The sequence below is a fragment of the Nocardia macrotermitis genome, from assembly GCF_009604405.1.
Taxonomy (GTDB): domain Bacteria; phylum Actinomycetota; class Actinomycetes; order Mycobacteriales; family Mycobacteriaceae; genus Nocardia; species Nocardia macrotermitis.
On sequence record NZ_WEGK01000012.1, the window covers coordinates 1 to 24,334 of the forward strand.

At 67.2% G+C, this 24,334-nt stretch carries 22 protein-coding genes and 1 pseudogene; 8 read left to right on the plus strand and 15 right to left on the minus strand.

Annotated features, from left to right (window positions below; genetic code table 11):
* Positions 1-86: 86 nt before the first annotated feature.
* On the minus strand, positions 87-551 hold the full coding sequence (locus NRB20_RS25140) for a Scr1 family TA system antitoxin-like transcriptional regulator (RefSeq protein ID WP_227833875.1): 465 nt from the start codon (positions 549-551) through the stop codon (positions 87-89).
* A gap of 236 nt (positions 552-787) precedes the next feature.
* On the opposite strand from NRB20_RS25140, the gene NRB20_RS25145 reads away from it, so the two are divergent.
* The 3 genes from NRB20_RS25145 to NRB20_RS25155 all read left to right on the plus strand — a co-directional run bounded on the left by NRB20_RS25145 (position 788) and on the right by NRB20_RS25155 (position 2,501).
* On the plus strand, positions 788-1,417 hold the full coding sequence (locus NRB20_RS25145) for a hypothetical protein (RefSeq protein WP_153413242.1): 630 nt from the start codon (positions 788-790) through the stop codon (positions 1,415-1,417).
* Between the two features lie 350 nt (positions 1,418-1,767).
* Positions 1,768-1,959 (plus strand): hypothetical protein, encoded by a 192-nt coding sequence (locus NRB20_RS25150; protein WP_153413244.1) that lies wholly within the window; start codon positions 1,768-1,770, stop codon positions 1,957-1,959.
* Positions 1,960-2,021: 62 nt separating this feature from the next.
* Positions 2,022-2,501, plus strand: coding sequence for a hypothetical protein (locus tag NRB20_RS25155; RefSeq protein ID WP_153413246.1), 480 nt, complete (start codon positions 2,022-2,024; stop codon positions 2,499-2,501).
* 452 nt (positions 2,502-2,953) lie between these two features.
* Here NRB20_RS25155 and ald read toward each other — a convergent pair whose 3' ends face one another.
* The 8 genes from ald to NRB20_RS25195 form a co-directional block, all read right to left on the minus strand.
* Positions 2,954-4,063 carry an alanine dehydrogenase gene (ald, locus tag NRB20_RS25160; protein WP_153413247.1) on the minus strand — a complete coding sequence of 370 codons (1,110 nt, stop codon included), beginning with the start codon at positions 4,061-4,063 and terminating at the stop codon, positions 2,954-2,956.
* A 185-nt stretch (positions 4,064-4,248) separates the two neighbouring features.
* Positions 4,249-5,799, minus strand: coding sequence for an MFS transporter (locus NRB20_RS25165; RefSeq protein WP_319945372.1), 1,551 nt, complete (start codon positions 5,797-5,799; stop codon positions 4,249-4,251).
* Between the two features lie 161 nt (positions 5,800-5,960).
* Positions 5,961-7,184 (minus strand): NAD(P)/FAD-dependent oxidoreductase, encoded by a 1,224-nt coding sequence (locus tag NRB20_RS25170; protein WP_153413249.1) that lies wholly within the window; start codon positions 7,182-7,184, stop codon positions 5,961-5,963.
* A 78-nt stretch (positions 7,185-7,262) separates the two neighbouring features.
* Complete coding sequence (locus tag NRB20_RS25175) at positions 7,263-8,207, minus strand: sigma-70 family RNA polymerase sigma factor (RefSeq protein WP_153413251.1); 945 nt, start codon at positions 8,205-8,207, stop codon at positions 7,263-7,265.
* Between the two features lie 45 nt (positions 8,208-8,252).
* Positions 8,253-9,473, minus strand: coding sequence for a macrolide family glycosyltransferase (locus NRB20_RS25180; protein WP_406603873.1), 1,221 nt, complete (start codon positions 9,471-9,473; stop codon positions 8,253-8,255).
* Between the two features lie 300 nt (positions 9,474-9,773).
* Entirely contained in the window at positions 9,774-10,586 is an 813-nt protein-coding gene (locus tag NRB20_RS25185; protein ID WP_319945373.1) for a thioesterase family protein, read from the minus strand.
* 397 nt (positions 10,587-10,983) lie between these two features.
* Positions 10,984-11,748 (minus strand): FadR/GntR family transcriptional regulator, encoded by a 765-nt coding sequence (locus NRB20_RS25190; protein WP_153413253.1) that lies wholly within the window; start codon positions 11,746-11,748, stop codon positions 10,984-10,986.
* A 128-nt stretch (positions 11,749-11,876) separates the two neighbouring features.
* On the minus strand, positions 11,877-12,383 hold the full coding sequence (locus NRB20_RS25195) for an Lrp/AsnC family transcriptional regulator (protein WP_153413255.1): 507 nt from the start codon (positions 12,381-12,383) through the stop codon (positions 11,877-11,879).
* Positions 12,384-12,530: 147 nt separating this feature from the next.
* Here NRB20_RS25195 and NRB20_RS25200 point away from each other — a divergent pair, with 147 nt between their 5' ends.
* The 4 genes from NRB20_RS25200 to NRB20_RS25215 all read left to right on the plus strand — a co-directional run bounded on the left by NRB20_RS25200 (position 12,531) and on the right by NRB20_RS25215 (position 16,909).
* Positions 12,531-12,986 (plus strand): MarR family winged helix-turn-helix transcriptional regulator, encoded by a 456-nt coding sequence (locus NRB20_RS25200; RefSeq protein ID WP_153413257.1) that lies wholly within the window; start codon positions 12,531-12,533, stop codon positions 12,984-12,986.
* A 12-nt stretch (positions 12,987-12,998) separates the two neighbouring features.
* Entirely contained in the window at positions 12,999-14,432 is a 1,434-nt protein-coding gene (locus tag NRB20_RS25205) for an MFS transporter (RefSeq protein WP_227833855.1), read from the plus strand.
* Positions 14,433-14,773: 341 nt separating this feature from the next.
* A complete protein-coding gene (locus tag NRB20_RS25210; RefSeq protein ID WP_153413259.1) occupies positions 14,774-15,940 on the plus strand; it encodes a damage-control phosphatase ARMT1 family protein in 1,167 nt (388 codons plus the stop codon).
* A 63-nt stretch (positions 15,941-16,003) separates the two neighbouring features.
* Complete coding sequence (locus NRB20_RS25215; RefSeq protein WP_153413261.1) at positions 16,004-16,909, plus strand: hypothetical protein; 906 nt, start codon at positions 16,004-16,006, stop codon at positions 16,907-16,909.
* A 26-nt stretch (positions 16,910-16,935) separates the two neighbouring features.
* Here NRB20_RS25215 and NRB20_RS25220 read toward each other — a convergent pair whose 3' ends face one another.
* The 6 genes and pseudogenes from NRB20_RS25220 to NRB20_RS25240 form a co-directional block, all read right to left on the minus strand.
* Positions 16,936-17,973: an LLM class flavin-dependent oxidoreductase gene (locus NRB20_RS25220; RefSeq protein WP_153413264.1), complete on the minus strand. Its 1,038-nt coding sequence runs from the start codon at positions 17,971-17,973 to the stop codon at positions 16,936-16,938.
* The gene (locus NRB20_RS25225) at positions 17,970-18,482 is read right to left on the minus strand and encodes an SRPBCC family protein (protein ID WP_153413266.1); all 513 of its coding nucleotides are present in this window, start codon (positions 18,480-18,482) and stop codon (positions 17,970-17,972) included. Before NRB20_RS25225 ends, NRB20_RS25220 begins: the two co-directional genes overlap by 4 nt.
* Before the next feature lie 225 nt (positions 18,483-18,707).
* Entirely contained in the window at positions 18,708-19,580 is an 873-nt protein-coding gene (locus NRB20_RS38400) for an MSCRAMM family protein (RefSeq protein WP_227833876.1), read from the minus strand.
* Positions 19,581-19,604: 24 nt separating this feature from the next.
* Positions 19,605-21,179 (minus strand): annotated as a pseudogene (locus NRB20_RS38405) (MFS transporter); the annotation flags it as partial.
* 171 nt (positions 21,180-21,350) lie between these two features.
* A complete protein-coding gene (locus tag NRB20_RS25235; protein WP_153413268.1) occupies positions 21,351-21,812 on the minus strand; it encodes a MarR family winged helix-turn-helix transcriptional regulator in 462 nt (153 codons plus the stop codon).
* 82 nt (positions 21,813-21,894) lie between these two features.
* Positions 21,895-23,652: a GAF domain-containing sensor histidine kinase gene (locus NRB20_RS25240; protein WP_153413270.1), complete on the minus strand. Its 1,758-nt coding sequence runs from the start codon at positions 23,650-23,652 to the stop codon at positions 21,895-21,897.
* 278 nt (positions 23,653-23,930) lie between these two features.
* Between NRB20_RS25240 and NRB20_RS25245 the strand changes: the two genes are divergently transcribed.
* Positions 23,931-24,329 carry a pyridoxamine 5'-phosphate oxidase family protein gene (locus NRB20_RS25245; protein WP_319945374.1) on the plus strand — a complete coding sequence of 133 codons (399 nt, stop codon included), beginning with the start codon at positions 23,931-23,933 and terminating at the stop codon, positions 24,327-24,329.
* Positions 24,330-24,334 lie beyond the last annotated feature (5 nt).

Here is a 24,334-nt window from a genome sequence, read left to right on the forward strand (position 1 = left end):
ACCGGACCAAGCGAGGTGACCGCCCCTGAAATAACGACCCCCACCCGCAAGAGGGTGGGGACTTTCCCTGGCCACCAGTGGATACCTCACTTGGCCACCAACGGCGACTTCCATATGGCCATTGACAACATCTGCATGATGCACCGCCTGTAGGCGGATGTCTGCAACAGGCCGGGCAGCAACGTCAGCTGAAAACTTGTCATTCGTATGCATGCTTGCTCGAGGCTCATGAAGTGGTCGAAGTGTTGATTCACTACATCGCTGTAGGCTCGCCACCAGCCTTTGTGTGAGTGGCCTTTCGATGCTTTCGCTTCTTCGACCAAACCCATTACTTCACCACTGGCCTCCCCGTCCGCGTCGTACAGATCCAACAGACCCTGGTACTGCAACGTACTGATTCGTACGTATTGGCCTTCTTCCATTCGGCCTACTGTCTGTTTGGAAACATCCATTTGGATAGCCGCAGACAGGAGGCTCTTCCCGGCCTTGAGTCGCAGCTCGCGCAGGCGACGGCCGAGGGCTCGCCGTGGGAGGGTCGATCCGCCTGACATGTGTTCAGCCAAGCTTTCTCTTACGGTCCACCACGGACCGTTCTACGTGGAACCACCCCTTACTGGGCCCCGAGTTCAATAGCGGGAGAATCCCTTGTCGGGCGGTCATTTTCGTCTTTCTCGTGTCTACTGGTAGTCACCCCGATGGCCGGGAAGTTCGGATCTATGGGCCGCGCAGAACTTTTCGCGGCGTAGGCATATCCGGGACACCACACGTTTCGCACGGGACGCGATTGATGTGGTGGCTCTCAGCAGCCTCGGCCATCGGGTCGACCACTGACCGAAGGTTCGACGCGATGACGAATGAGCAAGTACCAGAACCAGATATAGCACGAAATCCGGAGCGCTCGGCGATTCCGGGTGAAGCCGCCGGACTCGCTGCGCGCGACACGCCGTTCGACACGATCGATAATTCGATTCGGAATTGCGTGGAGGCGAAAAACCTCGGACTGTGCGCCGACACCGAACGGGCTCGAGGCATGGGTGCCCGCATCATTGTGGCTGCGGAACCGCACGTCTGCGTCGACGCCGATATCGCACTGGCGCACGAGCAGATGCGCATCCATCGGGCCTGTCGAACGCATCGATGTGCCTGGAAGGCAGCCGCTTTCCAGACGCTCGTGCAGGCCGGTCGCGTAGTGCCGCAGTCGCTTTCGCCACGTATGCGTGCCGCGATGCGCGGAATCGCCTTCCCCGCACTGGATCACGAACCGTCCCCGGTCGGCGGCCCGACCTCCAGCACGCTCCGCGAGGTCCTGGACAGGCTCGATGAACTCGTCACGCCGATGCCCGGTATGCGCGGCGGGACCCAAGAGGGCTTGCCCAATCGCACCTCATCCAGGGGGACGTATGAACGAAGTCGCTGAGCGAACATCGAACAACGCCACATCGGGCGCATCGACCACAGGCGAGGGAAATCAGTCCACCACGGAATCGCTCGCTCGGAGCGGCAGCGATGGACGCGTCGGATACAGCGAGCACCGCACCGAAGCAGGGCAGTGGCAGGCGATCTGGATGTTCGACCAGAGCAGGATCCGAATTGTGCTCGTGCACAACATGTCCGAATCGACGGATTTGTTCCGGACCGAGTCGCCGACCACCGCGCCGGATCTCGCCCAGATGCGTGAGCAATATCCGCGCTTGTCTCGGTTGTGGGACGCGATCCGCCACGAGTTCTGGACCGAATCCCTGGGACCCGGTGGCCGACCGCCGACCCGTGCCTGATCGAGGGCCGCAACCCACGCCCGCCCGGATCCTGCACGTCGTCCTGCGCGCCGCGAGATCGGGCTACCGGCTCACTCGTGACTCCCCGACGCCGTACCTATGGCAACTGTCCGATGCTCTGGACCACAGCCTCATCCATGCGGCCGAAACCCTCGATGAAATCGAACGATGGCTCGACCGATAGCCATCCGAACCGAAGGAAGTCATGCCCCATCTCCCAGCGGCCGCCTCGGATCGGCGGTGCGTATGACCGGCGACTACGCTGGCTCGCCCGACGACTGGACAACCTCGGCAATCGGCGACCCTGTCGCTTGCTGGGATCCCGCCACGCAGGCCCCGCGGGAGGTCTGGCAGGAAATCGGCCTCGACCTCGATACCGCGACCACTACGATCGGTGGCATCGCACCTCCACGCGAATTCGCCTTGTACGGCGGGCAATTGACGACGTGGATGTACTCGGTCACCGTCTGGTCGCAGCTCTACACGGTCGAAGATTTTCGTCGCAAAGAGCGCACCCCCTTCACGATGGTCCCCATCGCGGGTCCCCCTGCCTACCACTACACACCGGCAGGCGACACCACCGGCGACCATCGCACGATCATCTTCCCCACGTCCTACGGATCGTGCAGCATCCAGGTGATCCGCCAATCCACCCGAGCCCCGGCCACTCCCGCACGTGAGGCGATACGTATCGCCACCATCCTGGTGCCGGTGCTTCCGAAATAGCGTGAGCGGCAACCGGATCGACGCTGTAGGGCCGGTGGATGCTGCACGGCCCGGGAGCATGCGGCATTTGGCTCTGGGCACATTCGGTGGTCTCTGCACGGCCGCCGATTCCGCAGGCTCGGATGCGGCATGAATGATCTTGTCGTAATGGGTATTTCGCGCAGCGATCGTGATGTGCCACCCGCGCGGACCACCGGATCGGCGTGACCACCGAATGTGGACCAGAGCCCAGCATTTGGTGGCAATGTGTGGTCTCCGAGCTGGTGGTAGCCGCTGCGAGAGAGAGCTGCCGCAGGTGTGGGGCTTGTTCCGCGCACGACGTGTGGTCACCGATGCGAAGTCGCAGAGACTGTGTGAAGCCCCGTGAAATCGTCAGTGCGCCTGGGTATTCGACGGGTTACGCGGACGAGCGGCAATGGGCGGCCGACATCGGCCGACCGCCCACCGGCGATCTACGCGAGCGCCATCGTGTGCGCGGTGTATCCGTGCGCGGCGGCGACCGACTCGGACAACAGTTCACCGGCATGCGTGCTGAGCCCGGCGGCCAGGCCGGGATCGGCGGCGAGCGCGTCGCGCCAGCCGTGGTCGGCGAGCGAAATCACGTACGGCAGTGTGGCATTGGTGAGCGCGACGGTGGAGGTCGACGGTACCGCGCCGGGCATGTTCGCCACGCAGTAGAAGACCGTGTCGTGGACGCGGTAGGTGGGGGCGTCGTGGGTGGTCGGGCGGGAATCGGCGAAGCAGCCGCCCTGATCGATCGCGATATCCACCAGTACCGCACCGGATTTCATCTGCGAGACGAGCTCGTTGGAAACCAGGGTCGGGGCCTTCGCGCCGGGGACCAGGACCGCGCCGATCACCAGATCCGCTTCGCGCACAGCGTGTTCGACCTCGTGGGCGTTGGAGACGACGGTGCGCACCCGGCCGCGGTAGTGCGCGTCGAGTTCGCGCAGCGGGGCGATGTTCACATCCAGCACGGTGACCTCGGCGCGCATGCCGACGGCGATCTCGGTGGCGTTGCGTCCGGCGACACCCGCGCCGATGACGGTGACCTTCGCCGGTGGGGTGCCCGGGACCCCGCCCATGAGTACGCCGCGACCGCCGCCGCTGCGCATCAGGTGGTACGCGCCCGCCTGGGGAGCGAGGCGTCCGGCGACCTCGCTCATCGGCGCGAGCAGCGGCAGCGAACCGTTGCGGCCGGTGACGGTTTCGTAGGCGATGGCGGTGGTTCCGGCGGCCAGCAGCGCGTCGGTGCATTCCACCGAGGCGGCCAGATGCAGGTAGGTGAACAGCACCTGATCCGCGCGTAAGCGCGAATATTCCTGGGCCACAGGTTCTTTCACCTTGAGGATCATTTCGGCGGTCGCCCACACCGCGTCCGCGGACTCCAGCACGCGCGCACCGGCGAGCAGGTACGCGTCGTCCTCGAAGGCCGATCCGACTCCCGCGCCCGCCTCCACGTACACCTCGTGCCCGTGGGCTACCAACTCGCGGACCCCCGCCGGGGTGCACGCGACCCGGTACTCGTGGTTCTTCACCTCACGGGGGATGCCGATCTTCATCTACGCTCCTCGCTCTCGGCCGACTGGAGCGCTGAACAGCGCTCCTATCGTCGAGTATGAAGATTCTGCGTGATGCTGGCTATATTGCCGAAGTTAATTCTGTATTTGCTCCGTAAACGATCTGTATCATCGGAAAATCAACCCAAGGGGCTCGGTGTGTCGAAGCTTATTCGGCGAGTCCGCGATCACGCGTCGCGCTTGCGGCTCAGGACGCCGTCGACCGCGCTGAACGCGGCCGCGACCAGGATCAGGATCGCCGAGACGAGCAGCGCGATGTCCAGGCCGTGATGGAAGGCCGTCTTGGCGGTGTCGATCAACTCGTGGAGCTTCGACAGATAGTTGGCGTACGGCTTGAGGTCGTAGGGGAAACGGCCGCGTTCGGCGGCGTCGATGGCCGCGGGTTGCAGGTTCGCGGGTAGGCCCGCTGCGGTCATCTTCTCCTGCATGTCGCTGGTGAGCAGCGCGTTCACCAGGGCTCCCAGCACGGCGACGCCGATCGCCGAACCGACCTGGCGCATCGTATTGGTCACCGCGGCGGCCATTCCCGAATGTGCGGCCGGGACGCCGGACAGCACCGCCGAGGTCAGCGGCACCACCGCGACGCCGAAGCCGAGTCCGGCCACCGCCATCGCCGAGGACAGCGACACATCATCCGGCGGGATGGTCCCGAGCATGTACCGCGTCAGCAGGATGCCGGCCGCGCCGATCACGCAGCCCACGATCATCGGGACGCGGGAGCCGAATCGCGCCACCCAGAACCCGGTGGCCAGCGATCCGACCACGATCGCGATCGCCATCGGCGCGAACACCGTGGCCGTGCGCGAGCCCGAATACGACTGTGTCACTTGCAGATACAGCGCGGTGAAGAAGAAGATCGAGAATATGCCGAAGTAGACCGCGAAGGCGACGACCAGCGAGCCACGCACCGCGGGCAGGCGCAGATAGCGGAAATCGAGCATGGGCGCGCGTGCCCGGGTCTCCACGACGACGAATCCCGCGAACGCCACCGCACCGAGTACGAACAGCGCGATCACCGAGGGCGCGCCGTAACCGACGTTCTCACCGGAGGTGGCCGCGTAGATCACCGCACCGAGGAACAGCGCGCCCAACACGATTCCGGCCCAGTCGATCGGTCCGGGATGCGGATCGGCGCTCTCGGGCACCGACCACAGCGCCACCACCAGCGCCGCCGCGCCGATGATCAGGTTGAACCAGAAGATCGACTGCCATCCGTAGGCGTTCACCAGCGCGCCGCCCAATACCGGCCCGGCCGCCAGCGCCAGCCCCGACACCGCCGCCCAGACGCCGATCGCGCGGGCGCGTTTACGTTCGTCCGGATAGATGTGCCGCAGCAGCGACAGGGTGCCCGGCTCCGACGCCGCCGCGCCCAGGCCCATGATCGCGCGTCCGGCGATCAGCGCGTGCACGCTCGCGGCCATCGCGGCCACGACCGACCCCGCGCAGAAGATCACCAGCCCGACGATCATGACCCGCTTGCGCCCCCACCGATCACCCAGTGACCCGCCGGCCAGCATGAGCCCCGCGAAAACCAGCGTGTAGGCATTGACCACCCACTGCAACAGCACCACGCCGGTGCCGAAATCGTGCCGGATATCGCCCAGGGCGACGCTCACGACGGTGGTGTCCAGGAAGGTGACGAACAGGACGGCAGTCACCGCTGCCAGTGCAATCCCCGGCCGCTTGGCGGTCCCCGAGGCATTGTCGATGCGCTCCACCGGCACAGGCTAACGGTCCGGACCCTCGGATGGGCACCGAGTTTCCCGGTTCGATGTCTGCCCGTTGTGTTGCACGGTGCCGACAGTCGTCGGAACGTGAACAACGCAGTGGGAGCGCGTGATTCGCGTTGTGTCGTCGCGATGCGGGACTTCGGATGTGGTCAGCGGATCGTATCGAAGGAGATCGAAGACTCCGCCGCCGATTGCGTGCCCTGTATTTCGGGGGTCGTGGTGAGGTGACGGTGGCGGCTCAGGGGTGCCGCGGCGGCGGGGTGGGCGGCGATCAGGGCTGCGCCCTTGCAGATGGTTTCCTTGTAGCGGGCGGCTCGGCGGCCCTTCAGGACGACGTTTCTGGGGCGGTCGTCGGGCGTGACGAACTGGAGGAGGGCGTCGTGGCGGCCGAGGCTGATGCACTGGGTGACGTAGAAGATCGGGACGCGGGGGACGCGGCGGGTGGTGAGGCGGGCGGCGATGGCGTCGGCGGCTTGCCAGGCCATCGGGATGCCCGAGGCGCAGGACATGCGGAACGGTTCGATGCCGGGGCCGTCGGCCAGGGCGGCATCGCCGACGGCGTAGACGTCGGGGTGGGAGATCGAACGCATGGTGCGGTCGACCATGATTCGGCCGGACGGGGCGACGGTCAGGGGAGTGGCGGCGGCGATGGGGTGGACCGCGAAGCCCGCTGTCCACACGGTCACATCGGCCGGCACGACCTGGTCCTCGGTGGTGGTCGCGCCGGCCGCGTCGATCCGGGCGATGCCGGTGTGGGTGCGGACGGTGATGCCGAGTCGCTCGAAGACCGCGTCGAGATGCCGACGGGCCCGCTCGCTGAGTCGATCGCCGAGGCTCGTGCGGACGGCGAGCGTCACCGCGAGATCCGGTCGGGACTCGGCGATCTCGGTGGCCGCCTCGATGCCGGTGAGCCCGCCGCCGACGACCAGTACCGTTGCGCCGGAATCGAGTTCGCTCAGACGGTCGCGCAGCCGCAGCGCGGTTCGCGGGTCGGTCACGGTGTGGGCGTACTCGGCGACACCCGGCACACCGTTACTCCCGGCGGTGCTGCCGAGCGCGTAAACCAGTGTGTCGTAACCGATTTCGATCTCGCTACCATGTTCGTGAACGTGCACGAGCTGGCGGTCCACATCCACCGAACCCACCCTGGCGATGCGCAGCACGATGCCCGTGCCCGCGAAGAGCTCGGCGAGCGGCCGACGCGTGAGCCGCTGCCCTACGGCCAGCTGATGCATGCGGACGCGTTCGGCGAAATCGGGATCGGCATTGACCACGGTGATCTCGACGTCGTCGGGATGCAGGCGATGCGCGAGACGGCTGGCGGCATTGGCTCCGGCGTATCCGGCTCCGAGGACGACGATGCGGTGCTTCATCTCTGACTCCTGTCTCGGGCTTCGCCTCTTGAACCGGACAGCGGGTCGTTTACTGACAGCTCTCGGCTGTGAAGCCGGTCACCATGCGGCCACCAGCGGTTCCTCGTGCGTGGTCGCCGCCCATGCCCGGGTGAGGCGATCGAGCTTGGCCGGGTTGGCGTGGATGCGCACGGCCGTGATCCCGCCCGGGGTCGACTCCAACACGATCGCCGCCGCGATACGGTCGCCGACCTGCGCCAGAATCGCCGGATCCCCGTTCACGACGTCGGCGTACAGGGCCGGTGCGCCACCCACCCAACCCCGCTTCTGGTCGGTCGGGCGGAACAGCCCGCGCAGATACCGGGCCACCGCCAGCGCACCACCGATCGGTGTGCGACGAGCCGGAAGCACCCCGCCGCCGTCCGCGACACCGGTCACCTCGCCGGTGAGCAGCCCGATCAACGGTTCGATCGCGCCGCCCGCGGTGGCGGCCAGGAATTCCGCGGCGATCCGGCGCGCGGCGTCCCGATCGACCTCGGTGCGCGAAACTCCGGCGCCGAGATGCTGTTTCGCGCGACGGTAGAGCTGCTGACAGTTCGGTTCGGTCAGGTTCACGATCCGCGCGATCTCGGCGTGCGGGTAACCGAACGCCTCGCGCAGCACGTAGACCGCGCGCTCGCGGGGTGCGAGACGTTCCATGAGCGTGAGCACGGCCAGGGACACCGACTCGCGCTGTTCGACGGTGTCGGCCGGGCCCAGCATCGCGTCGTCGGTGAGCAGCGGTTCGGGCAGCCACTGCCCGACATAGGTTTCGCGTCGAGCTCGCGCGGAGGTCAGCTGGTTGAGGCACAGGTTGGTCAGCACCGTCGTCAGCCACGCTTCGGGAGTGCGGATCTGTTCGTGGTCGGCGGCCTGCCAGCGCAGGAACGTGTCCTGCACCGCGTCCTCGGCGTCGCTCGCCGAACCCAGCAGCCGGTAGGCGATGGCCTCGAGGCGGGCGCGGGCATCCTCGAATACGTCGATCTCGTGCGAACCCAGCGGCATGCCTCGATTCTCGCTCGCCGGGCTCGCGGCCTGTCCGAAGGGCACCTATGTCGGTCGAATTGTCTTGTCGGACAGCATGTTTTCGATGAGGTCGACAGCGCGTGCGGTGCCGCCCTCGGCCAGTGCGTCGGCGCGCAGCCGTGCCGAGCGACGCGCCACCGCCGCGTCGCCGACCAGATCGTGCAGGGCCGCCCGCAGCGTCTCGGCGGTGGCCTGCGGGGTGTCGATGCGACGGGCGACGCCCAGTTCCACGAGCCGGTCGGCATTCATGAACTGTTCTGCGGCCTGGGGCACCGCGATCATCGGGACACCCGCCAGCAGTCCTTCGCCGCAGCCGCCCATCCCTGCGTGCGTGACGAACGCGTCCGCTTGTTCGAGAATCTCGCGTTGCGGAACCCAGGAGTGCACCTCGACATTCGGCGGGATGTCGCCGAGTTCCCGCGGATCGGTGTACTTGCCGATCTGCAGGACCACGTGCCAGCCGGGCAGGTCGCCGTACGCTCGCAGGCACTGGCGGTAGAACTCCGGTTGCCGGGTGTACGCCGACCCCAGGGAGATCAGCAGCACGTGCTCCGCAGTCGCCGGACGAGTCCAGTTCGCCGCGCTCGCACGCAGATCGAAGCACGGTCCGACGAAGGTGACCGTGTCGGTGTCGACCCGGTCGGCGTGCGGCTGCATCGCCCGGGTGATCAGCGCCAGGGTGTTCGCGGGACGGCCGGAGAAGGTGTCGACGTCGCTGGTGACCGCGCCACAGTCGGCCAGCCACCGCGCGAACTTCGCCCGGTAGGCGTCGGCGCCCGGCAGCTGCCACAGGTTCGCCGCGACCTCCCCGTCGTAGCCCTCCCACGCCACGAATGCCGGGGACAGTTGCAGGACGGGCCGCTGCTGCGATTCGGCGAGAGCGCGTGCGGCGTAGGCGCCGATGTCGTAGAGGTACAGGTCCGCCGGATCGTGGTCGTAGGTGGCGCGCAACCGGGGAAGGGTCCGGATGGCGTCGTCGAGGAACAGGCCCATCGCGGCGATCGGGTCGTCGGGCCAATCATTGTCGGCGACAGGCAGTTCCGACTTGTTCGGGACGAGTTCGGCGCCGGTGCCCGCGATGAGCTCGGCCACCGCCGGGTCGTTGGCGTAGGTCACGCGGTGCCCGCGGGCCACCAACTCGCGGATGATCTCGAGACTGGGCAGGACGTGGCTGACGGCGGGGATGCCGACCATCGCGATGTGGGTGCGGCGGCGGGATACGGAAGGCATGGGGATCTCACTCATTTCAGGTCTACGGCGAACACGACAATCCCGCGCGCGACGCTCTTCTAGGAGGCGCAGGTGGGTGCGAGATGGGGAAAGGAAGCCGGGGCCGCTGCCCCGACCCTGTCAGCTGTAGATCTGCTGGAAGCGCATTCCGGCGACTCTAGCCGCGATCATGCATCAGGGCATCGCAATTATTGGCGGGGCGGCGTCCTCCCGCGGAAACTCGCAAAGCCCTCGTTGAAGCGCTCCCGGCTCGCGATCGGCACAGCGCTGTTCGGAGGTTCGATGGTCGCGTGAATTCCCTTGCTGGACAGTGGATTACGACTGCGCGGGCGGCAGCGGCCGGACGGTGAGTGTCTGCTGAGCCTGCCCGACCGGGCCGCGGACGTCGTGCAGCACCGTACCGGTCAAGCCTTGCCCGGCATCACCGAAAACGACCGTCGTGTCCAGACCCGTCCACGACCCCTCGGGCTGCCGGTAGAAGTGGATGGTCAGATCGAGGTTCGGGAACATCCACTTCGTCGGCTCCTGCCGCACGGCGATCCCGTTGGCGGTGTCGACCAGCGCGACGAAAGAGGCCAGCGCCCCGGCGGATTCGCCCGCCACCAGCGGAAGTTGCGTGCCGACCCACGCGGTGGTCCGCCCCGGACGCGGCGGTGCGACGGGCCGGGTATCCAGCGAGGCGATGTAGCCGCCCGGCCACACCGAGGTCAGCGGCCACGAATCCAGCGATTCCGGTGCGGGAAGCCGATCCGGTTCGCCGCCCGCTACCGCGGCGGTGTCCTGACTCTGCATGTACCAGGCCCGCGCGGTCACCGTCTCGCGACCGCCGATGGTGACCGTCGCCTGCATGAGTTCGATGGTGCGTCCGGGCCGAATGGTCCGCACATCGATATCGAACTCCTGCACCCCGATCTTGCCCAGAATGTCGAACCCGATCCGGCTCATCACCAGGCCCGACCGCTGCTCACGCGCCTGGAACCGCTCGATCTCGTGCACGATCAGACCACCCAGCGGACTGAAATGTTGCTCGTCGTCCGCCCAAGCCCCACCCGCATGCGAAGTGGGCACGAACCGGCCCTCGCCGACGCGCACGAAATAACTGTCCTGGGTCCCGGTCGTCTCAGTCACCGTCCCAACCTACGACCACGCTCGCAACCACCAACCGCCACCTGCTGTTCCCGGTCTGGCACCGTGTTGCTCGCTGCTTCAACCTCTCGGCTGGTTCGAGCGATGCGGGTCGTCGAGCGCTCTCGGTACGGACGTTACCGCTCGCCGGTTGATGAGGCGTTGCTGCATCCGATCAGGCGATGTCGTTCGCCGGTTGGCGAGGAGTTGCGGGACCCGAATGGACGATGCGGCTCGCCGGTTGGCGAGGCGTTGCGGGACCCGAATGGACGATGCCGCTCGCCGGTTGGCGAGGCGTTGCGGGACCCGAATGGACGATGCCGCTCGCCGGTTGATGAGGCGTTGCAGGACCCGAACGGACGATGCCGCTCGCCGATTGGCGAGACGTTGCTGAACCCGATCAGGCTGCGCCACTCACCGATTCGGGTGGGGTGGTGACGAGTTCGGCGAATCGGTGGACCACTCGTTCGTGGAAGGTGGTGAACAGGTGCTCGAATTGTTCGATCTGGGCGGGCGAGGGGGAGGAACCGGCCTCCCATACCGCGGCGAGGGCGCGCCATACCCGGACGTGCAACTGGGGGCCGACGGCGTAGTACGCCGCGACGGCTTCGGGGACCTCGGCGATCATCTCGCCGATGCTGTTCAGGACCGCACGTTGCATGGTGTGGCCGAGCGCGCCGAGCAATCGGCGGACCAGTGCGACCTCGGCGGCGAGCATGCGCGACGGGTCCGGATCTGCTTCGCGCGCAAGCGATTCCAGTGTGTCGATATCGTGTTCGAGGGTGGGGTGATCGATGCGTTGGCGAGCGGCGGTGTAGGAGAGCAGGGCATCGAACAGGATCTGCCGCTCCATCGTGACGATGTCGCCGAACATCTCGATCGCCAGGTCGGGGGTGGGCATGGACAGGCGGAACAGCCTGCGGTACACCTCGACGCCGCCCTCCTCGCGCACATCGCGGATGGTGAACCCCTTGCCGCGGCGCGCGTGCGCGAAGCCGTACGATTCGAGGCGGCCCAGAATCAGTTGTGCCGTAGCGCGATTCATTCCGAATTCCTCGGCGACCCCGCGTACCGAGGGCATCAGATCGCCGGGTGCGTACCGGCCCGATGCGACCCGGCGCGCCAGTTCGTCGGCGACATCGGCGACCACCGTCCGCCTTGCCATCGCGCCTCAGCCTTTCCGCGACATCCCCCGCCACAACCAATTTCGTGTCCGGGACAGTCTAAGTCGTGCGAGCCTTGCTTGCCGGGCGTCGGATTTTCCACGCTATCCGTCGGCGGTGGCTCGGTGAGCTATCTGGACGTGCGGGTACGCGGCCGAACGTGTTCGAAGATCAGGATCGTCTCGGTACTCGCCACCTCCGGACGGGCACTGAGGTGTTGCAGCACGAACCGGCGCAACCCCTCGGTATCGGCGGTGGCCACATGCACGAGGTAATCGTCGGCCCCGGCGATGAAATACACGTTCATCACCTCGTCGAGCGCGGCGAGTTGCTCGCCGAATTCGGCCAGGTGCGGGCGGGCACCGGCCTGCACCCGCACCGCGATCATGGCTTGCAGGCTGCGGCCCAGCGCCACCGGATCGATGTCGGCGTGAAAACCCCGGATGACGCCGCGTTCGACCAGTGAGCGGACCCGGCCCAGACAGGTCGAGGGCGCGATACCGGCCGCGGCGGCCAGCGCGTGGTTGGTGATCCGGCCGTCGCGGGACAGTTCGTCGAGCAGGATGTGGTCGACGTCGTCGAGTGCGGCGGGCGTGCGTGCCGGACGTGCTGCGGAGGGCTGATCGGTCTTGCGCATACTGTCGACGATAGAGAAGATCCTTCGGCCCATCCGGACATATCGGAAGATCCTTCGCGTCTGTGTGACTGCGCGGGCGCGCGTGACATTCGACAAGGTATTCAGTCCAAACTGGACAGTTCAAACTGATTAGCTTAACGTAAAAGCATGGACCAGACCCCTGGAGATGTCTCCGAATCCGCCGTGCGCGCCTCGCGCGAACTGCGGACCGCGGTCGGCCGCCTCCGTCGCCGTCTGAACGAACTCGCCGACAACCGCGAGCTCACCCCGACGCAGACCGCGGTGCTGAGCCGACTCGGCAAACAGGGTGACGCGTCGGCCAGCGAACTGGCCGCGGCCGAGCGGGTGCGCCCGCAATCCATGGCCGCCACCCTCGCCGTCCTCGACGAACGGGGTCTGATCCACCGCCGCCCCGATCCGCGGGACGGCCGCAAACAGCTGGTGTCGTTGAGTCCCGCCGGCCGTGCGATCTTCGAGGATCGATCCCGGAGCGGGCAGGAGTGGCTGGCCAGGCAACTGGAGGACAACTTCACCGAAGCCGAGCGGACCACGATCCTCGAGGCCGCGGCCCTGATGGAACGGCTGATCCAGCTCGATTCGTGACGAGGTGAGCTCTTGACCGCAGTACTGGAACGCGTCGCCGCGCCGTTGCGGCGCATCCACCGCGACGACAACGGATTCGACCGCAAACTCATCGCCCCGATGGTGCTCGGGTCGATCCTGAATCCGATCAACTCCTCGATCATCGCGGTATCGCTGGTGCCGATCGGACGCGCGTTCGGTGCGCCGCCCGCGCAGACGGCCTGGCTGATCTCGGCGCTGTACCTGGCCACGGCCGTCGGACAACCGGTCGTCGGGCGGCTGGTGGATCTGTACGGTCCCCGCCGACTGTTCCTCGCGGGCACCGCGTTGACCGGAATCGCCGGTGTGCTGGGCACTTTCGCGCCGAACCTGGGGGTGCTCATCCTCGCGCGGGTGATCCTCGGATTCGGCACCTGCGCGGGATATCCCTCGGCGATGTATCTGCTGCGCAGCGAGTCCGAACGCAGTGGTAAGGACAGCCCCGGCGGCATCCTGACGCTGTTGGCGGTGGCGAATCAGACGATCTCGGTGATCGGCCCGTCGCTGGGCGGGGTGCTGATCGGTCTGGGTGGCTGGCGCACCACGTTCGCGGTGAACCTGCCACTGGCCGTCGCCGGATTCGTGCTCGGCTGGTTGCGGTTCCCGAATGCGGATGTGCGGCAAGGCGATTCGCGCTCGCTGTCCCGGATCGACTTCGCGGGGATCGTGGCGTTCGCCGGGATGCTGGTCGCGCTGCTGCTGTTCGTGATGACCCCGCGGGTGTCGAATCTGTATCTGCTCGCGATCAGTGCGGTGTGCGCGGTCGCGTTGGTGATACGGGAGTTGCGCGCCGCCGAACCGTTCATCGATCTGCGCGTGCTCGGCGGTAATCTACCGCTGGTCGCCACCTATGCGCGGACCGTGCTCGCGGCCACGGTCACCTACTGCTACCTGTACGGATTCACCCAGTGGCTGGAGGAGGGGCGAGGGTTGAGCGCGTCGGTGGCCGGGCTGGTGCTGCTGCCGACGTTCGTGACCGCGATTCTGGTTTCCACCACGACCGGCCGTGGCCCGCGGATTCGCGGCAAGCTCGTGGTCGGCGCGCTGGTCCAGCTGATCAGCGGTGCGCTACTGCTGCTGACGCACGGTGCCACGGCGATCTGGCTGCTGCTCGGGTTCGCGCTGGTGGTCGGCGTACCGCAGGGTCTGCTCAATCTGGCCAATCAGAACGCGGTGTATCACCAGGCCGATCCGACGCGGATGGGTTCCTCCGCGGGGTTGCTGCGGACGTTCACGTACCTCGGCGCGCTCATCGCCTCCAGCGCCAACGGCGCGTTCTTCCCCGTCACCGCGAATACCGCCGGACTGCACGATCTCGGATTGTTCGTGCTGGTCGTATCGGGTGTGCTGCTCGTGGTGACCGTGCTGGATCGCTCGCTCGCCCGGGTCGGCCGGACGGGAACCGGCGAAACGCCACGAAATAGCTGAATGCTCGCTAAGCTCGCGGATGTCTCGATTGAACGGGACGGTTCGACAGGACGGGCCGCGATTGCCCCCGCGGCCCGTTTCCTTGCCGGTCGTCAGTACTGGTAGGGATCTCGGTTCTGGTGGATTCCAATCCGGGTTCTGCACAATGGATTTCGATGTACATCGACGTGATCTATGGTGTGCGTGGCGATTTCCGGCCGCTGCCCGAGTGTCCCTGACCAGTGAATGTGACCAGCTGTCACATCGAGTGTGCTGATCAGTAGCCATTGATTCATCGCCGTAATAGGGCTGCGGGAGGGCCGCCTCCACGCCGCGCGCACCGATGCGACAGGATCGACGGTATGACCGTCGCGCCGCCGATTCTCGCCGGAGTCCCGGGTACCTTCGCGCACAGCGTATTCCACGACCGGCACCCCGTTCTCATCGATCAGGTCATCGCCGCGCACCCGTACGGACCCGCCCAGCGCGACGCCCTGCATCGCCTGCTCGACGAGAGCCGCGACGGCCTGATCACCGAGCTGAACACCGCCGCACCGGACCTGCCGCAGTGGCTCGCGTGGGGCCGGGGGCTGTGGGGGCGGCCCTGGCGCGCGGCGTCGTTCCTGTGGGCCGAGAGCTATTTCTATCGCCGCCTGCTCGAGGCGGTCGGATACTTCGGTCCCGGCCCGTGGACCGGGGTCGATCCGTTCGCGCCCAAGAAATACGCCGAACTCGACACCCCACAGGTCGCCGCCGAACTCGCCGCCCTCGCCGATCTCTCGGCCGCACCCGGCGACACCGCCCGCGACGCGCTGCTCGTCTCGGCACTGTGGGGCAATCAGGCCGATCTGGGCTTCCGCCTCACCGCCGGTCCGGGCGCCCGCACCGGCCTGCTGGTCGACGACAGCGCGAAACTGTGGGCCGCACTGGATGATTCGCGCGAACAGACGGTCTGCCTGATCGCCGACAACGCCGGCCGCGAACTCCTGCCCGACCTGGTCCTGGCCGATCACCTGCTCACCACGGGCCTGGCCGCGCGCATCACGCTCTACCTCAAACCACAGCCGTACTACGTCTCCGACGCCACCCCGCACGATCTACGGGCCGTCCTTCGGCTGCTGCGCACCTCCGCCGATCCGGAGCCCCAACGCATCGGGCAGCGCCTGTGGCAGGCGATCGCCGAGGACCGCCTCATCCCACGCACACACGAATTCTTCTGCGCCCCACTGACATACCACGACCTACCCGACGACCTGACGGCCGAAATCGCCACCGCCACCATGACGATCCTCAAGGGCGACCTGAACTACCGCCGCCTCGTCGGCGACAACTACTGGCCCCCGACCACCCCCTTCACCACTCTGACCGCCTATTTCCCCTCCCCGGTCACCGCCCTGCGCACCCTCAAATGCGATGTGGTCACCGGCTTGCCCGACGGCCGCGCCGCCGAACTCGACGCGACCGATCCGTCCTGGCGCACCAGCGGCGACTATGCGGTCGTCCAGTGCGATACCGACCGCCGTTGGTAAGGTTGCGCGCGGCCTCGAATACCTGTCAGCGGTGGTCTTCGAGGTGAGAGGGAAGGAAAAGGTGTGACGGATCGAAGCGCTGGGAATCTCGTCGCCGACGACGTCCGGTCGCCGAATACGGACGGGCGGCACAACCGTATTTGTGTGATCTACCATTATTTCGAGGCGGATCGGGAATACCGGGAGAATCTGTCTCATTTCCTGACGTTCGGGATAGTGCCCGAAGTCGATTACGTGGTGGTGCTCTCGGGCTCGTGCTCGCTGCGGCTGCCCGAACTGCCGAACATCCGCTATGTCACCGCACCGAATCACAACCGCGACTACGGCGGGCATTCGGTCGCGCTGCACCGCGCGGTGACGATCGAGCAGTACACGCACTTCATCTTCGTCAATTCCTCGGTGCGCGGACCCTACCTGCCCGCCTACAGCGACAAGCCTTGGTACGAAGCGTTTCTCGGCCTGCTCGACGAGGAGGTCGGTCTGGTCGGCGCGACCATCAACATCCTGAGTCCCGACTCGCCGCACTCGAAGGTATTTCAGCTCCGGCACGGCGGCACCCCGCCGTTCACGCATGTCCAATCGATGATTTACGCGATGCCGCGCGCGGTGCTCGTCCAGTTGCTCGCCGCGGGAATGTTCGACCCGAACCAGGGCTCGCTGTCCCACATGGAGAACGTGGTCGACTACGAAATCCGGATGTCGCAACTGGTGATCGGTAGTGGACTCAATATCCGGTCGTTGCTGCCGGAATACAATACGATCGATTACCGGCTACCGCACACCGAGATCAACCCCACCTCTCGGGAGGGCGATCCCTGCTATGCGGATCAATTCTTCGGACGCACCCTGCATCCGTACGAAACGATATTCATCAAGACCAATCGCGACATGTATCCGCCCGAATTTTTCGCCGCGCTCAGTCGATCGATGCAATTGGCGAGAAATACGCGTTCGGCCGCGATCCGATAATCGACCACGGGCAGTTCCGGGTACGGTCAGCCGACCTCGGCGACCAGTTCGAGCGCCCGGGCCAGGGTGTCGAGTTTGTCCCGGACGGTGTCCCGGGCCGGGTAGAGGCGCACGGTGTCCACACCTGCGTCGCGCCAGACGCGGAGGCGGTCACGGACCATGTCCTCGGTGCCGATAAGTGTTGTGGCCAAGACCATTTCGTCCGTGACCAGCGCGGCTGCGCCCTCGCGGTCCCCGGACTGCCAGCGGTCGCGGATTTCGTCGGTGACCTGGGACCAGCCCTGGCGGCCGTAGGCGGCGTTGTAGAAATTGGTGCCCGCGCTGCCCATGCCGCCGATGCTGAACGCGAGTTCGAGTTTGCGGCCGGCGATGTGGGAGCGGAGGCGGTCGCGGTCGTCGAACAGGGCGATCTCCGCGCCCTGGCAGATGTCCAGATCGGCGCGGGTGCGTCCGGCGCGGGCCAGGCCGGTGTCGAGATGGTCGAAATAGGCGTGTGCGCCCTCGGGAACGAAGCTGGTGCCGAGCCAGCCGTCCGCGATCTCGCCGGTCAGTTCGAGCATCCTGGGGGAGAGGGTGGCCAGGTGGATCGGGATGTCCGGATTTCCGGCCTTGGACAGCCGCATCGGACGTGATTCACCGGGCAGCGGAATCCGGAAATGCTTGCCGGAGAAGGAAATCTTCTCGCCCGCGAACACCTGCCGCAGGATCTGCACGGTCTCGCGCATCCGCGTGAGTGGGTGATCGAACCGCACACCGTGCAGCCCCTCGATGACCTGCGGTCCCGACGCGCCCAACCCGAGCAGGAAACGTCCCCCGGACAGGTCGGCCAGCGTCAATGCGGCCTGCCCGATGGCCACCGGGGTACGGGTGCCGAGCTGAATGATGCCCGAGCCCAACAGGATTCGATCCGTCCGGGCCGCCAGATAACCCAGCACCGAGGGCGCGTCCGAGCCCCACGCCTCGGCCACCCAGCACACGTCGAGGCCGAGCCGCTCCGCTTCGAGCACGAAATCCATCGTCTCGCGGGCGTTGTCGGAGATCTCGACGGTCGTCGCGGTCCTCATCGCGGCTGTTCCGCCCGGTCCTTGATCGCCGCGAGGGTACCGGTCATCGCCGTTTCGAACTCCCGCATGCGGACGAAGACGATCTTCTCCTCCTTGTCCGGCATCTGATCGATGGCCAGCGACAGCCCCGACCGCGCCGGGCCCATCCGCATCCACTCCCGCAACGCGGTGCCCCCGTCGCGCGGCTCGAGAGTGAAACGCCAGGTGGCGGTGGGGTTCTCGGGATCGCTCACCGCCCACGCGAAGGTCTTCGGCGCCTCGCACTGCACGACGTGCGAGGTGGTCTGCCACTCGCCCAGCGCCTGATGCTTGTTGCTGCCGACGAAGGCGTTGCCGACCGCCGGACCCGTCGCCTCGCCCAGCCAGTTCGCCGCCTGGAGCTCATCGCTGAACTGCGGCATCAGGGTGATGTCGGAGACGATCTCCCAGACCCGCTGCGGTGCGGCGTCGATCCAGGTCTCCGCCTCGACGGTCGGGCCGTCGGCGTACTTCGCGCCTGTCCACTCCATCGGAACACCTCCGTATCATCGGCTGAGCTGCATAGTCTCGTAAATGGACGATGCATGTCAAGCGCGAAGGGAGGGGCGCGCGGTTCGTCACCGGGGAACTTTTCGAGATCGAGGCGGCGCCATACGGTATGTGGCACATGACGCCGCCTCGCCATCGATGCGGAACTGCATTCGATGCAATCCAGCACTGCCAGAACGTCATTCGCTGCTCCGGTCGGCCGCCGCTCAGCGTGACGGCGTGTCGAAATGCAGGTCGAGCCTCGGATCCCCGGCCCCGTTGAGCAGCACGACGCCCGACACGGGCGCATACCCACTCGCGCACAGGGTGTAATCGCCGGGAATCAGATCCGTGAGCGTGTAGCCGCCCGACTCGTCGGAGACGGCCGTGGCGACCACAGTGCCGTCACCGGCCAGCAGCGTGATGCGGGCATCGGGAACGGGCGATCCGGAGTCGTGGCGGACCGTACCGGAGATCGCGGCGGCGTGAGTGAGCGCGAGATCGCAGCGCACGGTGTCCTCGGTGTCCACCGCGACCGCCGCCGCGGTCGGCCGGTATCCGGGAGTGTGTGCGGTGAGCGTGAACGTCCCGGGGAACAGTCCGGGCACCACGTAGTTTCCGTCGGCATCGGTGACGGCCGTCCCGACGACCTCACCGCGCACATCGATGACCACGATGGTGGCCTGCGATACCGCGCTGTCTCCCGGTGCCAGCACCCTGCCGGACAGCCGCGCCCCGCCGGGCAACACCACATTGTGCGTAACCGGCCGCGTCCCCACGGACAACGTCGTCGCGTGCGGCCTGCGCGTATCGGCCGCGGTGATCAGCACGTACTGCCCGGGCGGCGGCAGCAACAGCGCGTATCCGCCATCGTCACGCGAGCGGGCCCGCCCGTGCTGACGCCCGCGCTGATCGATCAGCGTGAGCGCCGCCCCGGCCACCGCGCGACCGCCCCCATCGGTGACCCGCCCGCCGATACCGGAGACATTGCCGACGGGGTAGTCGATGAGGTCCTCGCGTTCGACCGCATCGACGAGCGCAGCCACAGCAGGCTCGTTACCCGTTGCGCCCGTTGCGGTTTCGAGGGACTCCCCACCCATCGTAACCGGCCGACGACTACGCACCAGCGAGGCAACCGCCGCCACCACCGACATCGCGATCGCCATCGAGAACACCACGACCAGCCCGTCGTGGAACGGCTGCGACACCAGATTCGGGAAGAACTGCCGCCCGGTCAACGTCGCGGCATTCGAGGCGGGCAACTGATGCAGAATGTCCGGCCCCAGCAGATGTTCGATCGGGTTGTAGCCCAGGAACGCCGCGAACAGCACACCCACCGGCGGCAACGTCGAGATCGAGCGAGCCGCCGCCGCGGGCACGCCCTGCGCGGTGAGCCCGCTGAACAACGTGTTGGGCATCGACCCGGCCAGCCCCGCGATCATGAGTGAGAAGAACACGCCCATCGACAACACCATGCCCGCGTTCTGGAACGTCGCGCGCATCCCCGACGCCGCACCCCGGGCCGCGGCCGGAACGCTGGACATGATGATCGCGGTATTCGGCGCGGCGAACAACCCACTACCCAGCCCGTTGACGAAAACCAGCAGCGCGAACACCCAGTACGCGAAGTTCGTCGGCAGCGCGAGCATCCCGCCGAAGGACAACGCCATCACCACGAACCCGGCCGCCGCGAACTGCCGGGCCCCGAACCGGTCCGACAGATATCCGGCGATCGGTCCCGCGACCAGGAATCCGCACGTCAGCGGCAGCAGATAGATCCCGGCCCACAGCGGCGTATCCGCGTAGTCGTACCCGTGCAGCGGCAGCCAGATGCCCTGCAACCAGATGATCAGCATGAACTGCAACCCGCCCCGGGCGATCGCGCCCAGCAGCGTGGCCGCGTTGCCCCCGGCGAATTCGGCGTTGCGGAACAGCCGCAGCGGGAACATCGGCTCGGCGACCTCGACCTCCACGATGCAGAACACCACCAGCATCAGCACCCCGCCGATCAGCCCGGCCAGCACCCACGGATTCGTCCAGCCCATGGTGTGCCCGCCGTAGGGCTGGATGCCGTAGGTGATTCCGGCCAGCAGCGCGGTGAGCCCGACCGCGAAGGTCAGATTGCCCCACCAGTCCATCCGGCCGGGCGTGCGCACCCCCGTCTCGTGCAGTGAGCGATACGCCCATACCGTGCCGATGAGCCCGATCGGCACGTTCACCCAGAACACCGACCGCCAGTCCCACGCCACCAGCGCGCCGCCCAGGATCAAACCGATGAACGATCCGGCGATACCGGCAACCATGTTGACGCCCAACGCCATTCCGCGCTGCCGAGCCGGAAACGCGTCGGTCAGGATGGCCGCGGAATTGGCCATCAGCATCGCGCCGCCGATGGCCTGCACCAGTCGCCAGCCGATCAACCACAGCGCCCCTCCCGCCCCGTGCAGCGGATCCAGCGACAACGCCACCGAGGTGAGGGTGAAGATGCCGAATCCGGCGTTGTAGATCCGCACCCGGCCCCACATGTCGCCCAGCCGACCCAGCGCGACCACCAGCACGGCGGTGACCAGCATGTATCCCATCAGCACCCACAGCAGATAGCTGACATTGCCGGGCTGTAGCGGATCGAGCCGGATGCCGTTGAAGATGCCCGGTAGCGAGATCAGCACGATCGAGGCGTTGACGGTCGCGATCAGCATGCCGAGGGTGGTATTGGTCAGCGCCACCCACTTGTAGCGGGGATGGTCGACCCCGATCCAGGTGCTGCGGCCCCCGGGCCCCTCGCCCCCGGCGCGGGTCAGTTCTTCGATAGCCATCGATCCGTTCCGTCCGTCGAACTCCGGCAGGAATCGTGAAAACCCCTGTCGCGCTTACTTGTCGAGCACGTCGCCGGGCTGCACTGCCCGGCGCACGATGGGCAGTGCAGCCCGGATCGCCGCGCCGAGTTCCGCGCGCTCCCGGTCAGGGAGGGCGGCGAGGCGTTCGGCCAGCCAGTCCCGGCGCTCGCGACGGCGTTCGGCCAGGATCCGGCGTCCGGCGGTGGTGACCTCGATCAGGCAGCCGCGCCCGTCCTGCGGATCGGGTCGTCGCTCGACGAGTCCGCCCGCCTCGAGTTTGTGCACCAGCTGGGTCATCGACGGCTGCGCCACGCCCTCGGCGGTGGCCAGCGCGGTGAGCCGCTGCGGACCTTCCCGATCGAGCCTGCCGAGGGTGGAGATCGTGGTGAGACTGATCTGCTGACGACTCGGCAACTGCCGCACCAGCATTGCCGACACCTCGATCAGGGTCGAGGCCATCTCGCCCAGGTCCTCATCGGGATGTGGTGTGCCCATATGTCGTGTGTATCACATACCTATATAGGCTACCTATGTTTATCGGGGACGAGATTTCATCCGGAACGACCGACGTCGCCGATCAGTGCAGGGGAGCGGACCAGAACAGGCGGGTGCCGCTCGACGCCGGAGCCGCCGACCCCACGGTGAACCGGCCGCCGGAACGTTCGGCGCGGCGGCGCAGATCCGCGAGCCCGGCGTCGGACTGCGGATCGCCCGGATCCGGTACGCCGTCATCGATCACCAGCACCGTGAGATCGTCCGCGATCCCGATCGCGATCTCCACGCTCGTCGTGTCCGAACGCCGCAGCGCCTCGGCAACCGCTTCGCGCACCACGGTTTCCGCGTGCTCGGCCAGCTCCGGCCCGATCACCGACAGCGGCCCGTCGACCCGCAGCGCCGAGCGGACCTGCCGGTGCGCGCACTGCTGCCGCACCACCCACGCGATACGTTCGCGCAGTTGGGTACCGCGCCGGTCGCCACCGTGCAGTTCGAAGATGGAGGTGCGGATCTCCTGCACCACGTCCTGCAGATCGTTGACCACATCGCTGAGCCGCTCGCGCACCTGCGGCGATTGCGCGCGCGGAATGGTTCCCTGGAGGGTCAGGCCGATGGCGAACAGCTGCTGGATGACGTGATCGTGCAGATCCTGGGCGATCCGGTCGCGATCGGTGAGGATGTCGATCACCTGCATCCGGCGCTGCGCGCGGGCCAACTGCATCGCCATCGCGGTCTGATCGGTGAAACCGGTGACCAGATCCGCGATTTCGGCCGAATAGGGTCCGGATCCACTGTCGCGCGACAACACCAGGACCCCGATCCGGGCGTCGGGAGTGTGCAGCGGGGCGATCAGGACCGGGCCGGCGTCGGGGACGATCTCGGCCAGATCGCAGGTCTCGGCGTCCTCGAACGTCGCGGTCTCGCATTTGCGCAGCACCGCGCCGATCGCGGTGTCGACGGTGGTCAGCGCGTGTCCGGGGCCGAATCGCGTGGCGGGACCGGACCATTCGGAGATCTCCAGCTCGCCCGACGCCGCATCCGGGTCGTCCGGATCCGGGGTGAGCGCCAGATACGCCCACCGCGAACGGGTCAGGCCGCGAGCCCGGTCGGTCAGATGCGCCAGCACCTCGGTCGTCGGGGCGCCGGCCAGGAATTCGGTGGTGATATCGCGGGTGGCCGCGGTCCAGTCCTCGCGGGCGCGGACCGACTCGTAGAGACGGGCGTTGTCGATCGCGATCCCGGCCGCCGCGGCCAGCGCCTCGACGATCACCTCGTCGTCCTCGGTGAACGGCTGCCCACCGGACTTCTCGGTCAGGTACAGCCCGCCCAGGACGTCGTCCCGAATGCGAACGGGCACACCGAGAAATGATCCCATTCGCGGATGATTCGGCGGGAAGCCGACCGCGGCGGGATGCGCAGCCACATCGTTGAGCCGCACCGTGTGCGGGGGATCGCACATCAGGCCGAGCACCCCGCGGCCCTGGGGCAGGACCCCGATCCGCTCGCGGGTGGCGGTGTCCACGCCCTGGTGCACGAACTTGTCCAGGCGGCGATTCGGTCCGTACACCCCGAGCGCGCCGTACCCGGCGTCCACCAGGCTGACCGCGGTGCGCACGATGGTGTGCAGGGTGTTGTCCAGATCGAGGCCGGAGGTGATCGCGAGGATCGCCTCGACCAGCTCGTCCATCCGGTCCCGGACGTCGATGACCTCCTCGACGCGATCCCGGACCTCGGTGAGCAGTTCCCGTAATCGCAACTGGGACAGGGCATCACGCACCGAATACGGTTCGGCGGCGGACGGCTGCGCGGACCGCGGCGGTGGGTCCGGCAGATCGGCCATATCGGCAATCCTGAGAGTCGGCGGAGTCACGCTCGGGCCCGGAAAGCATACTCCCGGCCCGGAGTGTGTGGCACGCAGGTGCCGGGGGCTCGGCGGCTCGGGACCTTGTTCTCTGTCGGACGGGCGGGGTGTGGTGGTCGGATGGATGACGAGACGGTAACGGGGCGGCAGGTGGTGCGGAAGGAGACGGTCGCGACGTGTGGATCGAGCCCAACCCGACCGATACCGAACCGGAGCCCGTGAGCGGCGAGAGCAGGCCGACGGGCCACCGTGGTTCCGTGGTCGACCTCGATCGCGCCGAGGCCATGCGACTGCTGGCCCAGGCGGCGTGCGGGCGGGTGGTATTCACCCGCGACGCGCTGCCGGCGATCCGGCCGGTGCGGCACATCGTGCGGGACGACCGGATCATCGTGCTGGTGCGGCTGATCTCCCGCACCACCGACGTGGTCTGCGCGCGAGACCGGGTGGTGGTCGCGTACGAGGCCGACGACCTGGATCCGCACGGGCGCAGCGGATGGGCGGTGGTGGTCACCGGTCCCGCGCATCCGATCACCGATCCGGATCTGATCGCGCGCTACGAGCCGATGCTGCGGTCGGGGCTGGATCGGGCCGGGGACGTGGTCGTCGCGATCGAGCCGACGATCGTCAGCGGGATCGCGCTGCGCGGCGGATACTGACCGGG

What these genes read in the sequence shown, in the direction of transcription:
- NRB20_RS25140 (WP_227833875.1), bottom strand. Translation starts at nt 551, where the DNA reads ATGTCAGGCGGATCGACCCTCCCACGGCGAGCCCTCGGCCGTCGCCTG.
- NRB20_RS25145 (WP_153413242.1), top strand. Translation starts at nt 788, where the DNA reads ATGTGGTGGCTCTCAGCAGCCTCGGCCATCGGGTCGACCACTGACCGA.
- NRB20_RS25155 (WP_153413246.1), top strand. Translation starts at nt 2,022, where the DNA reads ATGACCGGCGACTACGCTGGCTCGCCCGACGACTGGACAACCTCGGCA.
- ald (WP_153413247.1), bottom strand. Translation starts at nt 4,063, where the DNA reads ATGAAGATCGGCATCCCCCGTGAGGTGAAGAACCACGAGTACCGGGTC.
- NRB20_RS25170 (WP_153413249.1), bottom strand. Translation starts at nt 7,184, where the DNA reads ATGAAGCACCGCATCGTCGTCCTCGGAGCCGGATACGCCGGAGCCAAT.
- NRB20_RS25175 (WP_153413251.1), bottom strand. Translation starts at nt 8,207, where the DNA reads ATGCCGCTGGGTTCGCACGAGATCGACGTATTCGAGGATGCCCGCGCC.
- NRB20_RS25180 (WP_406603873.1), bottom strand. Translation starts at nt 9,473, where the DNA reads ATGAGTGAGATCCCCATGCCTTCCGTATCCCGCCGCCGCACCCACATC.
- NRB20_RS25190 (WP_153413253.1), bottom strand. Translation starts at nt 11,748, where the DNA reads ATGGCAAGGCGGACGGTGGTCGCCGATGTCGCCGACGAACTGGCGCGC.
- NRB20_RS25195 (WP_153413255.1), bottom strand. Translation starts at nt 12,383, where the DNA reads ATGCGCAAGACCGATCAGCCCTCCGCAGCACGTCCGGCACGCACGCCC.
- NRB20_RS25200 (WP_153413257.1), top strand. Translation starts at nt 12,531, where the DNA reads ATGGACCAGACCCCTGGAGATGTCTCCGAATCCGCCGTGCGCGCCTCG.
- NRB20_RS25210 (WP_153413259.1), top strand. Translation starts at nt 14,774, where the DNA reads ATGACCGTCGCGCCGCCGATTCTCGCCGGAGTCCCGGGTACCTTCGCG.
- NRB20_RS25220 (WP_153413264.1), bottom strand. Translation starts at nt 17,973, where the DNA reads ATGAGGACCGCGACGACCGTCGAGATCTCCGACAACGCCCGCGAGACG.
- NRB20_RS25225 (WP_153413266.1), bottom strand. Translation starts at nt 18,482, where the DNA reads ATGGAGTGGACAGGCGCGAAGTACGCCGACGGCCCGACCGTCGAGGCG.
- NRB20_RS38400 (WP_227833876.1), bottom strand. Translation starts at nt 19,580, where the DNA reads ATGGGTGGGGAGTCCCTCGAAACCGCAACGGGCGCAACGGGTAACGAG.
- NRB20_RS25235 (WP_153413268.1), bottom strand. Translation starts at nt 21,812, where the DNA reads ATGGGCACACCACATCCCGATGAGGACCTGGGCGAGATGGCCTCGACC.
- NRB20_RS25240 (WP_153413270.1), bottom strand. Translation starts at nt 23,652, where the DNA reads ATGGCCGATCTGCCGGACCCACCGCCGCGGTCCGCGCAGCCGTCCGCC.